The following is a 14,431-nucleotide window of genomic DNA, read 5'->3' on the forward strand; positions in this document are numbered from 1 at the left end:
ACTCGGGATCAGTGAAGGTTTTGGGCAAGTTGCCTGAATCTTTCATAAAATGAGGGGTGATCTTTGGTTTACAAAAGATTGTTCTAAAAATATATTTTTAGCAATTGTTGTTTGCTAACAGGGTGCGTTGGCCAATATGAACCATTCCCTTTCAGATTTACTCATCTTTTTGAATAAAGCATTGCAATTGGCGGGGCAGCTTATTGCCTGGCATGAAAAAAAAGGGGTACATGGTGCTTTACGGCCTGAATATATTAGTTTTACAGATTTAGGCGCCTGCATTCGTGCTGCGCATCCTGATGAGCTGGTATTAAGCCTGCTTTGCCTGCGTTATGCCTCGCCTGAGCAGGCAGGACGTTTGGCGCAATTTGATAAACGCAGTGATTTATATTCACTGGGCATTATTCTTTATGAATGGCTCACAGGACGATTGCCTTTTTCGGCTGATGATTTACTTGATTTGGCACACCAGCAAATGTCTTCGCTGCCTGTTGCCCCTGTTTTATTAATACCGCAATTGCCGCTGCAGATTTCAAATCTTATTTTAAAATTACTAGCCAAATCTCCTGAGGCAAGATATGCAACGGCCAGAGGGCTGGCTGCAGATCTTGCCTTATGTATTCAGCAATTAACAACTACAGGTGATATTGTTTTATTTACTCTGGGTGAAACCGATGTGGGCTCTCAATTTATGATCCCGGATCGTTTGTATGGGCGTGAGCAGGAAATTAAATATTTACAGGAATTATATTTCAGGGCAACTCAGGGGCAAGCAATTGTTTGTATGCTAAGTGGTTATTCCGGCGTTGGGAAATCTACCCTGGCGCATTCAATTCGGGCTGAAGTAGAAAATAAAGGAGGGCGGCTCATTGTTGGCAAGTTTGATCAGTTCAGGCGTGATTCGCCTTATTCTGCCTTAATAGAAGCTTTTAAATCACTCCTGCGCCAGGTATTAGCTAGTAAACAAGGGGAGCTAGCTCAGTGGCGGATAAAACTAACTGATGCATTAGGCGAAAATGCTCAAATTGTGATTAATGTTTTACCCGATTTAGAAAAGATTATAGGGCCGCAAGCTAGTGTGCCCTTATTAAATGGCGATGCCGCACAGCGTCGATTTAATGAGTCATTTACCCGGCTAGTTGCCTTGTTTGCCAGTAAAGAGCATCCGCTTGCAATGTTTCTGGATGATTTGCAGTGGGCAGATTTTGCTTCGCTCACCTTGATACAGTCATTCTCTCAAAATAGCACAATGGCCCATTTACTTATTATTACGGCATATCGTGATAATGAGGTAGATATTAACCACCCATTAATAAATATGTTGAATGAGTTGGTCAAAAGTAAAGTGTGGATTGAAAGGCTGACTTTAAAGCCGCTTTGTGCCGGGCATTTAAGTGAAATGATTCAAGATACCTGCCGTAATATCCAGAATGTAACAGAATTAAGCGATTTATTAATGAGTAAAACGGAAGGTAATCCTTTTTACGCCCGGCAGTTTCTTAAAAATATGCAGGCTAAAGGCCAGCTATATTTTGACTATGCCAAAAACACATGGTATTGGGAATTAAACCAGGCTCGCTTGCAGGATGCTGCAGATAATGTGGTTGAATTAATGACGCAGCGTTTAAATTGCTTTTCAATTGAAACGCAGATAGTTTTACAAACTGCTGCGTGTATCGGTAAACGTTTTGATTTGGTTTTATTGGCTATTGTTGAAAATTCCACAGAGGCCCATATTCTTACTTTGCTTGCTCCTGCTTTACACGATGAGCTGCTTTTGGCTGTACAGGATGGAGAAGGGCAGAAAATTTTTCAGTTTGCCCACGATAGGATTCAGCAAGCCGCATATTCCGCTGGTTTAAATCGTAATTTAAACAGCTTGCATCTGGAAATTGGTCGTCATTTATTACAGCAAATATCTGCAGAGGCAACTGAAGCGTCTTTGTTTGATATTGTAGATCAGCTGAATCATGGTTTAGATAAAGTCAGATTGCCGCAAGAGCGAATAATTTATGCCCAGCTGAATTTGAGAGCGGGGATAAAAGCCAGAGCAGCAATGGCATATCAGGCTGCCATGCGCTATTTAGATACCTCTATTACTTTATTACCTGAAGATTCATGGGCCGAGCATTATCAGCTTAGCTTTGATATTTATTTAAATGCATCAGAAGCCTGTGATTTATGTAATCTGGATGAGAGATTTGAGCTATTAATTGAAGTCTTATTATCCAGAGGTTTGAGCGCTTTAGACAAGGCTCAGGCACGGATCCGGCAAAGTATTTATTACAGCCGAAAAGGGAGAATGATTGAAAATTTAGAGGTGGGCCGGCTTGGTTTGATTCTATTTGGAATAGATATTCCTGAAATAAATGATAGCTATGGAATGAATATTCGCTTTCAAAGTGAAATGGTGACTTTCAGAAATCATTTTTTAGAAAAAGAACTGTCCAGTTTATATGATTTACCTTTAGCTGTTGATGCAGAAACAGACACAATATTAAAGCTTATTGCATCTATTTCTGAGTCGGCTATTTTTACTAACTACCCTTTATTTTCACTTATTTCTGCGCTTGGTGTTAATCGTTCTATTTTGTATGGTAATGCGCTACTTTCACCATTTTGTTATACGCTTTTGGGTATAACCTTAATTTCCCAATTCAAAAATTATCAGGATGCCCGCCATATTTCAGATACAGGTCTGAAATTAAGCCGAGAAAAATTATTTGATTTATGGGGGTATAACCGCGCCTTTACGTATTACATATGGAATATTAATCACTGGACACTACATGCAGAAACAACACTGCCCCTGCTGGATGAAAATTACAATCTGGCATTAAAAGCGCATGATTTAGTTTATGGCGCATATGTATTGGTGGCAAAGCCCTGGAATCATTTTTTTCTTGGTCGCAGCATGCTTGATGTGATTTCCAGTAATCAGCAGCTGGTTCAGTATTGCTTAACCCGCGATGTGATTTTTCCTGTAACGCTTGCACAACCCTTTGAAGCCTTAGCAAGGGTATTACACGGTGAAACCAATTCATTAAGTGATTTAAATGGTGAACATTTTGATGTGCAGGCTTTCCGGCAATCTTGGGGGGGCGTACCAATTGTTATGGCAGGTTTACATATTGCACAGCTGTCTTTGCAGATTTATTCACAAGAATATGATGCAGCTTTGTTATTAGCGGAGCAAATAGGCAAGGATTATCCGTCAACTTATTTATTAAATTTAACCTGGCGTTTTTCTCATGGCCTGGCTCTTGCTGCTTTAGCCCGCAAAAGTATAGGGAAAAAACGGCAGGCTTATGTGAATACTTTGATTGGAGTCAGTGATTATTTTGAGCAAATTTCGCAAGAAGGGTCTCCTGAAAATGTAGAGCATAAGCTGGTTTTTTTACGGGCAGAGCGGGCGCGGCTGGATCATCAGGTAGAAGACGCTGAGCTTTTATACTGGCATGCGATTCGCCTGGCCCAGCAAAGAGGTTTTTTGCTGGATGAGGGCTATTTTCACGAGGTGCTGGGGCTGTGGCTAGAAGAGCGAGACTGTGCTTTTGAGCCTATTCAGCAAATCCTCACTCAGGCGGCGACCTGTTACCGGCAATGCCATGCTTTAGCGCTGATGGGGCGGGTTGAGCTGCGTTTAAAAGTGTTGCCAAGGCAAGAGCTGGAGGTTATCCAGAATGATGTGGATGCACTGCATGCCCTAGATAGCCTTGATACCCTGGCTATTTTACGGGCAGTACAGGCGATTTCCAGTGAGGTGGGGGTACAGCCCTTATTAGGGCGTTTATTAAAAATCATTATCGAAGCCGCAGGTGCAGATCGCGGGGCTATTGTGGTGCGCGATGGTGATCAGTTACAAATTGAAGCTATTTTAAATTTTGTGCAGCCGGTTTTACCGGAAAGTTTATTACGTTTCGTTTTTAATACCGGGCAAACTACTTTATTAAATGAATTGACGCAGTTTTCTGAATTCAGGGGGGATATTTATTTTACCCAGTATCGTCCCGCTTCTATTCTTTGCCGTGCATTAGGGCGCAGCAGTGCCGGCCGCCGGGTCCTTTATTTAGAGCATAGTACGATTAGCAATACTTTTTCTATGCAACGCAGGCAGGTATTGGAATGGCTTTCTGCGCAGGCTGCAATTTCAATTGAAAATGCACAAATGTACCAGGAACTTGAATCACTGGTAGCAAAACGCACGGTGGAATTAGAGCGTAACCGGAATGTTTTGGAATCTATTTTAGAGTTTTCCCCGGCGCTGGTTTCTTTAAAAGATTTAAATGGCCGTTATTTAAGGCATAACTTGCGTTTTGCCGAGCTATTTAACCGATCCGGTGAATCTTTGGTGGGGATGACGGATGAGGAAATTGCCGGGCCCGAAACAGCAAGTCGTTTTTTAATTCAGGATCAGCGGGTCATAGAGCAAAACATGCCTCAGCAGGTTGAAGAAGAAATTATGACTGCTGATGGATTACATACTTTTTTAACGCATAAATTTCCCCTCAGGGATGCGGATGGCAGTGTATATGCCGTTGGGGGGATTGCAATGGATATTACCGAATTAAAACTGGCACAAAAAACAGCAGAAGCAGCAACTCAGGCAAAAAGCGCGTTTTTGGCCAATATGAGCCATGAAATCAGAACACCAATGAATGCAGTAATTGGTATGGCTCATTTAGCGCTGAAAACAGATTTAAATGATCGCCAGCGTGATTATGTGCAAAAGATTCATTATGCCGGTCAGTCACTGTTGGGAATCATTAATGATATTTTGGATTTCTCTAAAATAGAAGAGGGTAAATTATCCATTGAGAGAATCGATTTTAATCTTGACCAGGTCTTTGCCAATATTGCGACTCTCACTTCCGGAAAAGCAGAAGATAAAGGGATTGAATACCTTTTTCAGGTTCATCCTAATGTTCCCAGGCATTTAGTTGGCGATCCTTTACGCCTGGGACAGGTCTTACTCAATATGGTAAGTAATGCAATTAAGTTCACCGAAGAGGGTGAAGTGCATGTGATTTGTGAATTAACTCATTCTGATGCAAAGCAGGTAGTTTTGCGTTTTGCTGTGCGAGATACAGGTTTGGGAATGAGTTTGGAGCAGTCAAAAAAACTGTTTTTACCTTTTAGCCAGGCCGATAGTACGACTACGCGTAAATTTGGTGGCACAGGTTTGGGTTTATCAATTTCCAAGCGCCTGGTAGAAATGATGGGTGGAGAAATTGAGGTGCAAAGCGTGCCGGACAGAGGCTCTGTTTTTGCGTTTACCTGCGTTTTTGAGCGTGAAGCTACACAGCAGCCCGGTGTTCGTTTGCCACATCATTTGCATGGCATGCGTATTTTGGTTGTTGATGATAATGCGGTTGCCCGCGAGATTCTGAAGGAATCGTTGCAAAGCCTCACTTTTGTTGTGGATGCAGTGCCCTCGGGAGAAGATGCACTGGTAAATTTGCATCGTGCAGACGCAATACAGCAGGCATACAGTGTGGTATTTACCGATTGGCGTATGCCGGAAATGGATGGTTTAGAGCTGGCCCGCAGGATTAGTCTGGATAAGAAACTGTGCCATACCCCATCGGTCGTTTTGGTGACGGCTTATACCCGCGAAGATATCCGGGCAGAGGCGCAAGCAGCACATATTGATGGTTTTCTGTTTAAACCGATTAATCAATCAATGGTAGTCGATACTTTATTAACCATTTTTGCTCCTGAATTATTGCGTGATGTGGTTTCGTTTACCCGCAGCGATATTGTGCCCAATTTAAAGGGCATGCATGTTTTATTGGTGGAAGATAATCTGGTAAATCAGCAGATTGCATTAGAGTTAATGCGCTCTGCCGGTGTGGATGTTGATATTGCAAATAATGGCCATGAGGCAATTAAAAAAATTGTTGAATTTGGTCCGAAATATTATCACTGTGTATTAATGGATCTGCAAATGCCACAAATGGATGGGCATGAAGCCACTGCAGTAATTCGTAGTGATGTGGTATTTAATACCCTGCCAATTATTGCAATGACGGCTCATGCCATTAATGAGGAAAGAGCGCGCTGTTTAGCAGAAGGAATGAATGAGCATATTACAAAACCTATTGACCCTGCTTTTTTGTTTGAGCGTTTACAATACTGGCATCAGCATCGTTTGGCGGCAGATGGCTGCACCCGTATCTATATTGGTGACACGTTGCCTGCCGAGAATCTGACAGCTAATGCTCAGGCACGATCAGTAGTCTCGGAAATAAAATCTGAAACACCTTTACTACAAACTGCTTTATCCGAACTGGATAAATTAAAATTATTATCAGGTGTTGCAGGTCTGGATATTTATGATGGCCTGGCAAGGCTGGGTAATAATGCTGCTTTGTATTGGTTAGTGATTCAGCAACTGGCCATGAGCGAGCGTGATAATCCAGAAAGAATTCGTATTGCATTAATGCAGGGGGATATGGAGGGCGCGTCCAGAGCGGCTCATTCTTTAAAAGGCGCGGCGGCAAATTTATCGTTTAACGATTTAACACAATTTGCCAGCAAGGTTGAATCTTTATTACGTCAGGGTGAAACTGGAGACAATCTACATCATCATATTGGCGAGCTGGATCGGTCCATGCAGCAGCTTTGTAGTGCTTTGCAAAAAATTGACGCGTAGCCAGCATAAAAAAAACACCCCAAAAATAAGGACATATGTTCAATTTTTGGGGTGTTGTTCAGATTACGGTATTTTATTTTAGGGCTGTACCAGCTTGCCTTCCAGTTGCTTTCTGATTTCCGGCATTCTGTGCTCTAAGTAATGAATACTGGTGCTGCCTTTAATAAAGGCTTTATCCAGTAAGAGCTGCTGGTGTAAGGGAATATTGGTGTTAATTCCCTGTACAACCATTTCTGATAGCGCAATTCGCATCCTGGCCATCGCTTGCGCGCGGTTATCACCATAGGTAATGATTTTGCCTATCATCGAATCGTAATGCGACGGTACGGTATAGCCTTGGTAAACGTGTGAATCTACGCGTACGCCTGGGCCGCCCGGGGTGTGGTAAGTGGTGATTTTTCCTGGGCTTGGGATAAACTTCAACGGATCTTCCGCATTAATCCGGCACTCAATGGCGTGGCCTTTGAGTTTCACGTCTTTTTGTGCATAGCGCAATGGTAAATCAGCGGCTACGCGGATCTGCTCTTGCACAATGTCGATGCCGGTAATCATTTCTGTCACCGGATGTTCAACCTGCACACGGGTATTCATTTCAATGAAATAGAATTCGCCGTTTTCAAATAAAAATTCGAATGTACCTGCTCCGCGATAATTAATCTTGCGACAGGCTGCTGCACATCTTTCGCCGATCTGTTTGCGCTGTGCTTCGGTAATGCCTGGTGCCGGTGCTTCTTCGATGACTTTTTGGTGGCGACGCTGCATGGAGCAGTCGCGCTCGCCTAGGTAAATAGCGTTGCCATGCTGGTCAGCCAGGATCTGGATTTCAATATGGCGCGGGTTCTGTAGGTATTTTTCCATGTAAACCATGGCGTTTCCGAAGAACTTTTCTGCTTCCGATTTGGTGAGCTCAACTGCCGCTACGAGCTCTTCTTCAGTGTTGACTACACGCATACCGCGGCCACCACCACCACCAGCAGCTTTAATGATCACCGGGTAGCCCACGGCCTTACCAATTTTCATTAATTCGGCAGGATCATCCGGCAGTGCGCCATCGGAGCCGGGCACGCAAGGCACACCTGCTTCTTTCATGGCGTCTTTGGCAGATACTTTATCGCCCATTAAGCGAATCGATTCCGGGCGCGGGCCGATAAAGGCAAAGCCGGATTCCTCTACGCGCTGGGCAAAGTCGGCGTTTTCGCTTAAAAAGCCGTAACCTGGGTGAATCGCCTGCGCTTCGGTGACTTCGGCTGCAGCAATCAGCGCCGGAACATTCAGATAGCTCAGGGTCGATGAGGCTGGGCCGATACAGACTGATTCATCGGCCAATTTCACGTATTTTGCTTCGCGATCGGCTTCGGAATGCACAACGACGGTTTTGATGCCCATTTCGCGGCAGGCGCGCAAAATGCGTAGCGCAATTTCTCCGCGATTTGCAATCAGGATTTTTTCAAACATGGGAAGCTCCGTGAGGAGTAAAAAGTAAGCGGGAGAAGGTGATGCACCCGCGCTTTATTGCTTACTTTTTACCGAATCAGCCAATAATAAACAGTGGCTCACCGTATTCAACAGGGCGGCCGTTTTCAACCAGAATCGCTTTGATCACGCCTGCTTTGTCGGCTTCGATTTCATTGAGGAGCTTCATCGCTTCAATAATGCATAAAGTATCGCCCACATTCACTTGCTGGCCGACTTCTACAAAGTTTTTGGCTTCAGGAGATGAGGCGCGGTAGAAAGTGCCTACCATGGGAGATTTGGCAATAAAGCCTTCTGGTTGCGCTTCGACTTCTGCGGCAACCGCCACGGCGACAGGGGCCGCCGCAGCGGCAGCGGGGGCAGCAGGTGGCAACTGGTATTGCATCGCTTGTGCGTAGGCAGGGATATTCTGATTTACCCGGGTAATACGAACGCGCTCTTCACCTTCGGTGACTTCAAGCTCGGCAATGCCGGATTCTTCCACGAGATCAATCAGTTTTTTAAGTTTACGCAAATCCATAGGGGTCTCCTCTCTATATGCGAGAATTATTGGCGTTGATTAATTAAAATCAGGGGGCCTTGGGAGTAAAACGGAGTGCGAATTCCAGTGCGCATTCATAACCATGCGCGCCTAGACCGCAGATAACGCCAACCGCGAGGTCGGAAAAATAGGAATGATGCCGGAATGACTCACGGGTATGAACATTGGACAGGTGAACTTCAACAAAAGGAATTTTTACCCCGGCCAGCGCATCACGAATAGCAATGCTGGTATGTGTAAACGCAGCGGGGTTAATGATGATAAAATCCGTGCCGTCAGAATGGGCGGCATGAATACGATCAATAAGTTCGTATTCGCGATTTGATTGGAAAGCATCAACGCGGGCAGCACGCTGTTGTCCCAGTGCCATGAGCTTGGAGTTGATTATCTCTAGGGTATCAGCACCGTAGTGCTGCGGCTCTCTTGACCCCAGCAGATTCAAATTTGGGCCATGTAGTACTAGGATATTGCGTGTGTTTTGCATCCGCTACTCGTTTTTGTTGCCTGTCATTGGGCGAAGTTTGCCGCAGTATGTGCGAATTTGTCCAGAAAAAGTGGGTAATTTCGGCGATTTGCATTCTAAAACACTTGTTTGAAAGCCCGCCAAGTCAGTCTGTACGCGGGTTTTATCGTACAAGGCGATACATGTCTTGTAGTTTTGTTACACCTTAAAAAAGGCTTCTTTTTACATGCAAGTCGCTGACTTTGATTACCATTTGCCCGAATCTCTGATTGCACAGTTTCCCCCTCAGGTTCGTGGAGAAAGTCGTTTACTACATATCAATGGCCTCGTACGGCAAGATTCACATTTTTGCGAGTTACCGCAATTTTTACGTGCGGGTGATGTCCTTATTTTTAATGACACCAAGGTGATTAAGGCCCGGGTATTTGGCAAAAAGGATTCAGGCGGTGCAATTGAAGCTTTGATCGAGCGTGTTTTAGATGAGCGCAGCGCGCTGGCTCATATTCGTTCCTCCAGGGCACCGAAGCCCGGTGCAAGGCTTATTTTTGCAGATCGCTGGACTGCAACAATGATCGAGCGCAAAGATGATCTGTTTAAATTACAGTTTGACGGCGAAGAAAGTGTATTAGATATCCTTGAGCAGGCCGGTCAGCTGCCTTTACCTCCCTATATTACTCATATTCCTGATGATGAAGATGCCAGGCGCTATCAGACGGTTTATGCGCGGGACCCGGGCGCTGTGGCGGCTCCGACGGCAGGCTTGCACTTTACTGAAGATTTACTCGCAAAGTTGCAGGCAATGGGGGTGAAAACTGGTTACCTCACCTTGCACGTTGGTGCAGGGACTTTTCAGCCGGTACGAGTCGATGATATTGCAGAGCACATCATGCACCATGAGCGCTATTCGATTCCCGCTGCCACCATTGCTCTGATCGAAAAAGCAAAGGCTCAGGGCGGGCGCGTGATTGCCGTGGGGACCACCAGCTTGCGCGCATTAGAAGCGGCTTCGCAGCAGGGTTTTCTGGCCCAGCCGGAAGGGGACACGAATATTTTTATCACACCGGGCTACCAGTTCCGTGTGGTTGACCGTCTGATTACCAATTTTCATTTGCCTAAGTCTACTTTATTGATGCTGGTGGCGGCATTTGCCGGCTATGACACGATGCTTGCTGCCTATCAATATGCAGTGGAGCAAAAGTACAGATTTTTTAGCTATGGCGATGCGATGCTATTAGAGCCCGATACGCTTTAGTCAGGCAAATCAGTAGCAGAGATCCAGTGGCTTGTGCCGGGATTGGGGCATTGCTTGTACTGGTATTTTGCTGGCCTGGCGGCGTGAATGCTCTGCTCATTGTGATTTGGCTGAGATGGTCAAGGGCGGCAAATGGCGGGTACTTTGAAGAGCAGATTCGGCCCCGGTCAGGATTAGCTGGAAGATGTACAGGGCGCTGTTTAGCAAGGGCTGAATCGCTAATATCCCGTATTTTCACACCGTAATGACATTGCTTTGCTGCTGGCTTGGCGGTAATCTTGCGGCCCGTGCCGGACTGTGTTTCCGGCGGCGCTTAGGAAAAAAATAATGCTGAAATTTGAATTAAAAGCCACCAGTGGCGGCGCGCGGCGCGGCACCATGACTTTAAATCACGGCGTAGTTGAAACGCCGGTGTTTATGCCTGTGGGTACTTACGGTACCGTAAAAGCCATGACGCCGCGTGATTTAAAAGAAATTGGCGCGCAAATCTGTCTTGGTAATACTTTCCATCTGTGGCTGCGCCCCGGTTTGGAAGTGGTTGAGCAATTTGGTGGTCTGCACGAATTTATGGGCTGGGATAGACCCATCCTGACAGATTCGGGCGGTTTCCAGGTGTTTAGCCTGGGTGCGATGCGCAAGATTACTGAGGAAGGCGTGACTTTCCAAAGCCCGGTCAATGGCGATAAATTATTTTTAACACCTGAAGAATCAATGAAAATTCAAACGGTGCTTAATTCCGACATCGTGATGATTTTTGACGAATGCACCCCGTATCCGGCTGATCGCAAGCAAGCAGGTGATTCGATGCGGATGTCTTATCGCTGGGCCAAGCGCTCACGTGCTGAGTTTGATGCACAGCAAAACCCGAATGCGCTGTTTGGCATCGTGCAGGGCGGCATGTATGAAGACCTGCGGGATGAATCGATTGCCGGCCTGTTAGAGATTGGTTTTGATGGCATGGCCATTGGTGGTTTGTCGGTGGGCGAGCCTAAAGAAGATATGGAGCGCATTCTGGCTCATACTGCCCCTAAACTACCGGTAAACAAGCCGCGCTATTTAATGGGTGTAGGCACGCCTGAAGACCTGGTGTATGGGGTAAGTCAGGGTATTGATATGTTCGATTGCGTGATGCCCACCCGCAACGCAAGGAATGGCATGTTGTTTACCCGCTTTGGCGATGTAAAAATCAAAAATGCCAAACATAAGCTGGACAAGCGTCCTTTAGACGAAACATGTAGCTGCTACACCTGCAAGAACTTCAGCCGTGCATACCTGCATCATTTATTCCGCACAGGCGAGATTCTGGCGGCTCAGCTTAATACCATCCACAACCTGCATTATTATCAGGTGGTGATGGCAGAAATGCGTGCAGCCATTGAAGCGGATCAATTTACCAGCCACGTGGCGCAATTCCACGCTGATCGCGCACGCGGGGTTGATTGATTTAGATGGGCACAGCGTGTGCCTTATCGCTCAGTAAGTGCCATGCGATATGAATTGCGCAGGGCAGGTGAAACCCCTCAGCCGCCAACTAAAATCAAAAAGACCTTTTTAGTGCTTTCAGTACGTTGATTTTGGTGCGGCATCCTGCGGGGGACTCCCCTTTCTTGAATGGCCAGGAAAGGAAGCAAAACCGCAATATCAAAAGCACGATGGCCCCTCACTGCGGATAATCGCCCGGTGAATTTAGTTATGAGCATAAAAAAACGGCATAGCCTGCGCTATGCCGTTTTTTTTCGTGGGATAGCCGCCTTACTTGGCCAATTCCAGCGCTACCCTGGTGGGCAGAGCAATTTTATTGTCTGTGCTGTACTGATAGTCATGAAAAATATGCTCAGCCGACAGAATCTGGTAGTTGCCGTCTTCGTGTTTGTGGCTGGTGTCCTTCAGGCGATAGGTGTAGTGGCCGCAGGTCCAGCAATCAAAATTGCGCATATGTGTGCAAAGGCAGGTTTTATCCATTACTTTGATCCGTCTGGCATCGGGGGCGATAGCCACTTCGCGGTTGTATGCCTCGATATAGCTGCAGCTGCCCTTGGCATCGAGCAGGTAACCATAAGCCTCACAGTTCGGGCGTATTCCAGCTCCAATTGAAGGGCTGTTTTTCAGCATACGCATTGGATAGCCCGTTGGGGAAATCTGATTTACTTCGATATTATCTTCACTGGATTTAAAGTATTCCTGCTGCACACTGGCAGGCAGGCCGCATTCGCTTGATACGGTAAAACGGGTGGCTACCTGTACTGCGGCAGCCCCTGCTTCAAGGAACGATACCGCATCCGTGCCAGTGAAAATACCACCGGCGGGAATAATCGGAATCTCAAGTTGCTCATCCAGCATAAACTGGCGGATTTCGGCCACGATCGTGGCCAAATCGTACTGTGCCCAATCCATACCAAAGCCCAAGTGCCCGCCCGCCAGCGGGCCTTCAACCACCACGTAATCTGGCAGGCGATTGAGCTTGGCGTTTTTACGCAGAAATAATTGTAAGGCGCGTACAGAGGAAACAATAATCCCCAGCTTGGCGTCTCTGAAGCGCGGGTGATCTTCGATCAGTCCCATTGAGCCCAGATGCAAACCGGCCGCCAGCGTAATGCCATCAATGCCTGCATCCAGCGCTGCCGTTAAACGCACCCGAAGGGTTTCTTTCGGGGCATTCATGGTGAGCTTTTCCATGCAGTTGATAAAAACCAGGCCATCACCATGTTTGGCTTCCATGGTTTTATTTACGTGAAGTTTGGTGGCTTCTTCAAGACGGCCTAAATCGAACTGAACTTCGGATTTATCCGAGTTCGTCACATTGTGTTTGTACTGCTGAAGTTTTTCTTTAACTTGCTTGGTTTTGTAGCGACGATCAGTCACTGTGTTGATCATGGCATCCGAGATATGGCCAATACCACCGAGGCGAGCGGCCTCAAGAGCCAGGTCAGCGGTGGAAATATCGACACCCATACCGCCAATCATGATCGGTACGAGTTCTTTTTTACCGAAGCGAAGGCGGAAATCATCTACACGTTTCATCGTTTGTACTTTAACCAAGTAATCAAAAAGGGGCTAAACCTTATCGGCACCGTATTTTCTATCGTGATATCACTACGAGGGTGGGGATTTTGCTGGTAAATTCAAATTAAAATGAGCATTTGAATTGCGGTAATTGTTGCTTTACCGCTATTTTCTGTTTTTTTTGCCTCAAGATTTATATCATTTTAAGAAAAATACGCCACCGTCCCGGTCTGTATTTATCAACTAAATCAGAGGGCTAGTGCTGTTTTTTGCATGGTGATAAGGTCCCTGATTCCTTGCTCGGCTAAATTTAATAATGTATTCATTTCTTCGCGGCTAAATGCATCACCTTCGGCTGTTCCCTGCACTTCTACAAACTTTCCACTGGCTGTCATAACTACATTCATGTCTGTTTCGCAGTCCGAGTCTTCCGGGTAATCCAGATCCAACACTGCTACACCTTTATAAACACCCACAGAAATTGCTGCGACATGTTCACGAATCGGTGAAGTGGTGAGTTTGCCTGCCGCAATCAAGCCATTGATTGCGTCGCTTAGTGCAACAAATGCGCCGGTAATGCTGGCGGTACGGGTACCGCCATCGGCTTGAAGTACGTCACAGTCAATAATAATCTGGCGCTCGCCTAAGGCGGCCATATCGACGACTGAGCGTAATGAGCGGCCAATCAGGCGCTGGATTTCCTGGGTTCGGCCGCTTTGCTTGCCCTGAGCGGCTTCACGCCGCATACGGCTATTGGTGGAGCGGGGCAACATGCCGTATTCCGCCGTCACCCAGCCCTGACCTTTACCCTTTAGAAAGGAAGGTACGTTTTCTTCCACTGAGGCTGTGCAGAGTACTTTGGTGTCGCCAAACTCGATCAGTACCGATCCTTCGGCATGGCGGGTGTATTGGCGGGTGATGCGAACGCTGCGAAGCTCATCGGAGCGACGTGAGGAAGGGCGCATGGCGGGTCTCGTTTTATGTAAATTGCCGGGATTATACCTTTGCTCAGGCATTTCTAATGCTTCGCAATGGCAGACTTTG

General features: G+C 46.3%; 8 protein-coding genes. 3 read left to right on the top strand and 5 right to left on the bottom strand.

Annotation, left to right across the window (positions count from 1 at the left end; genetic code table 11):
- Positions 1–136 precede the first annotated feature (136 nt).
- On the top strand, positions 137–6,655 hold the full coding sequence (locus tag EJO50_RS01030) for a response regulator (RefSeq protein WP_125971164.1): 6,519 nt from the start codon (positions 137–139) through the stop codon (positions 6,653–6,655).
- 78 nt (positions 6,656–6,733) lie between these two features.
- Here the strand turns inward: EJO50_RS01030 and accC are convergent, their stop codons facing one another.
- From accC to aroQ, 3 genes are all read right to left on the bottom strand, one after another.
- Entirely contained in the window at positions 6,734–8,110 is a 1,377-nt protein-coding gene (gene accC, locus EJO50_RS01035; RefSeq protein ID WP_125971165.1) for an acetyl-CoA carboxylase biotin carboxylase subunit, read from the bottom strand.
- A 76-nt stretch (positions 8,111–8,186) separates the two neighbouring features.
- Positions 8,187–8,648: an acetyl-CoA carboxylase biotin carboxyl carrier protein gene (gene accB / locus EJO50_RS01040; RefSeq protein WP_125971166.1), complete on the bottom strand. Its 462-nt coding sequence runs from the start codon at positions 8,646–8,648 to the stop codon at positions 8,187–8,189.
- Positions 8,649–8,697: 49 nt separating this feature from the next.
- Positions 8,698–9,153, bottom strand: coding sequence for a type II 3-dehydroquinate dehydratase (aroQ, locus tag EJO50_RS01045; RefSeq protein WP_125971167.1), 456 nt, complete (start codon positions 9,151–9,153; stop codon positions 8,698–8,700).
- 205 nt (positions 9,154–9,358) lie between these two features.
- Between aroQ and queA the strand changes: the two genes are divergently transcribed.
- A complete protein-coding gene (queA, locus tag EJO50_RS01050) occupies positions 9,359–10,384 on the top strand; it encodes a tRNA preQ1(34) S-adenosylmethionine ribosyltransferase-isomerase QueA (RefSeq protein WP_125971168.1) in 1,026 nt (341 codons plus the stop codon).
- Positions 10,385–10,711: 327 nt separating this feature from the next.
- On the top strand, positions 10,712–11,827 hold the full coding sequence (tgt, locus tag EJO50_RS01055; protein ID WP_125971169.1) for a tRNA guanosine(34) transglycosylase Tgt: 1,116 nt from the start codon (positions 10,712–10,714) through the stop codon (positions 11,825–11,827).
- 309 nt (positions 11,828–12,136) lie between these two features.
- Here the strand turns inward: tgt and EJO50_RS01060 are convergent, their stop codons facing one another.
- Complete coding sequence (locus EJO50_RS01060) at positions 12,137–13,405, bottom strand: nitronate monooxygenase (RefSeq protein WP_125971170.1); 1,269 nt, start codon at positions 13,403–13,405, stop codon at positions 12,137–12,139.
- A gap of 230 nt (positions 13,406–13,635) precedes the next feature.
- Entirely contained in the window at positions 13,636–14,352 is a 717-nt protein-coding gene (rph, locus tag EJO50_RS01065) for a ribonuclease PH (protein WP_125971171.1), read from the bottom strand.
- Positions 14,353–14,431: the final 79 nt, after the last annotated feature.

Origin of the sequence: Iodobacter ciconiae (assembly GCF_003952345.1) — a bacterium.
Lineage (GTDB): Bacteria > Pseudomonadota > Gammaproteobacteria > Burkholderiales > Chitinibacteraceae > Iodobacter > Iodobacter ciconiae.

What these genes read in the sequence shown, in the direction of transcription:
- queA (WP_125971168.1), top strand. Translation starts at nt 9,359, where the DNA reads ATGCAAGTCGCTGACTTTGATTACCATTTGCCCGAATCTCTGATTGCA.
- rph (WP_125971171.1), bottom strand. Translation starts at nt 14,352, where the DNA reads ATGCGCCCTTCCTCACGTCGCTCCGATGAGCTTCGCAGCGTTCGCATC.
- EJO50_RS01030 (WP_125971164.1), top strand. Translation starts at nt 137, where the DNA reads ATGAACCATTCCCTTTCAGATTTACTCATCTTTTTGAATAAAGCATTG.
- accC (WP_125971165.1), bottom strand. Translation starts at nt 8,110, where the DNA reads ATGTTTGAAAAAATCCTGATTGCAAATCGCGGAGAAATTGCGCTACGC.
- tgt (WP_125971169.1), top strand. Translation starts at nt 10,712, where the DNA reads ATGCTGAAATTTGAATTAAAAGCCACCAGTGGCGGCGCGCGGCGCGGC.
- aroQ (WP_125971167.1), bottom strand. Translation starts at nt 9,153, where the DNA reads ATGCAAAACACACGCAATATCCTAGTACTACATGGCCCAAATTTGAAT.
- EJO50_RS01060 (WP_125971170.1), bottom strand. Translation starts at nt 13,405, where the DNA reads ATGAAACGTGTAGATGATTTCCGCCTTCGCTTCGGTAAAAAAGAACTC.
- accB (WP_125971166.1), bottom strand. Translation starts at nt 8,648, where the DNA reads ATGGATTTGCGTAAACTTAAAAAACTGATTGATCTCGTGGAAGAATCC.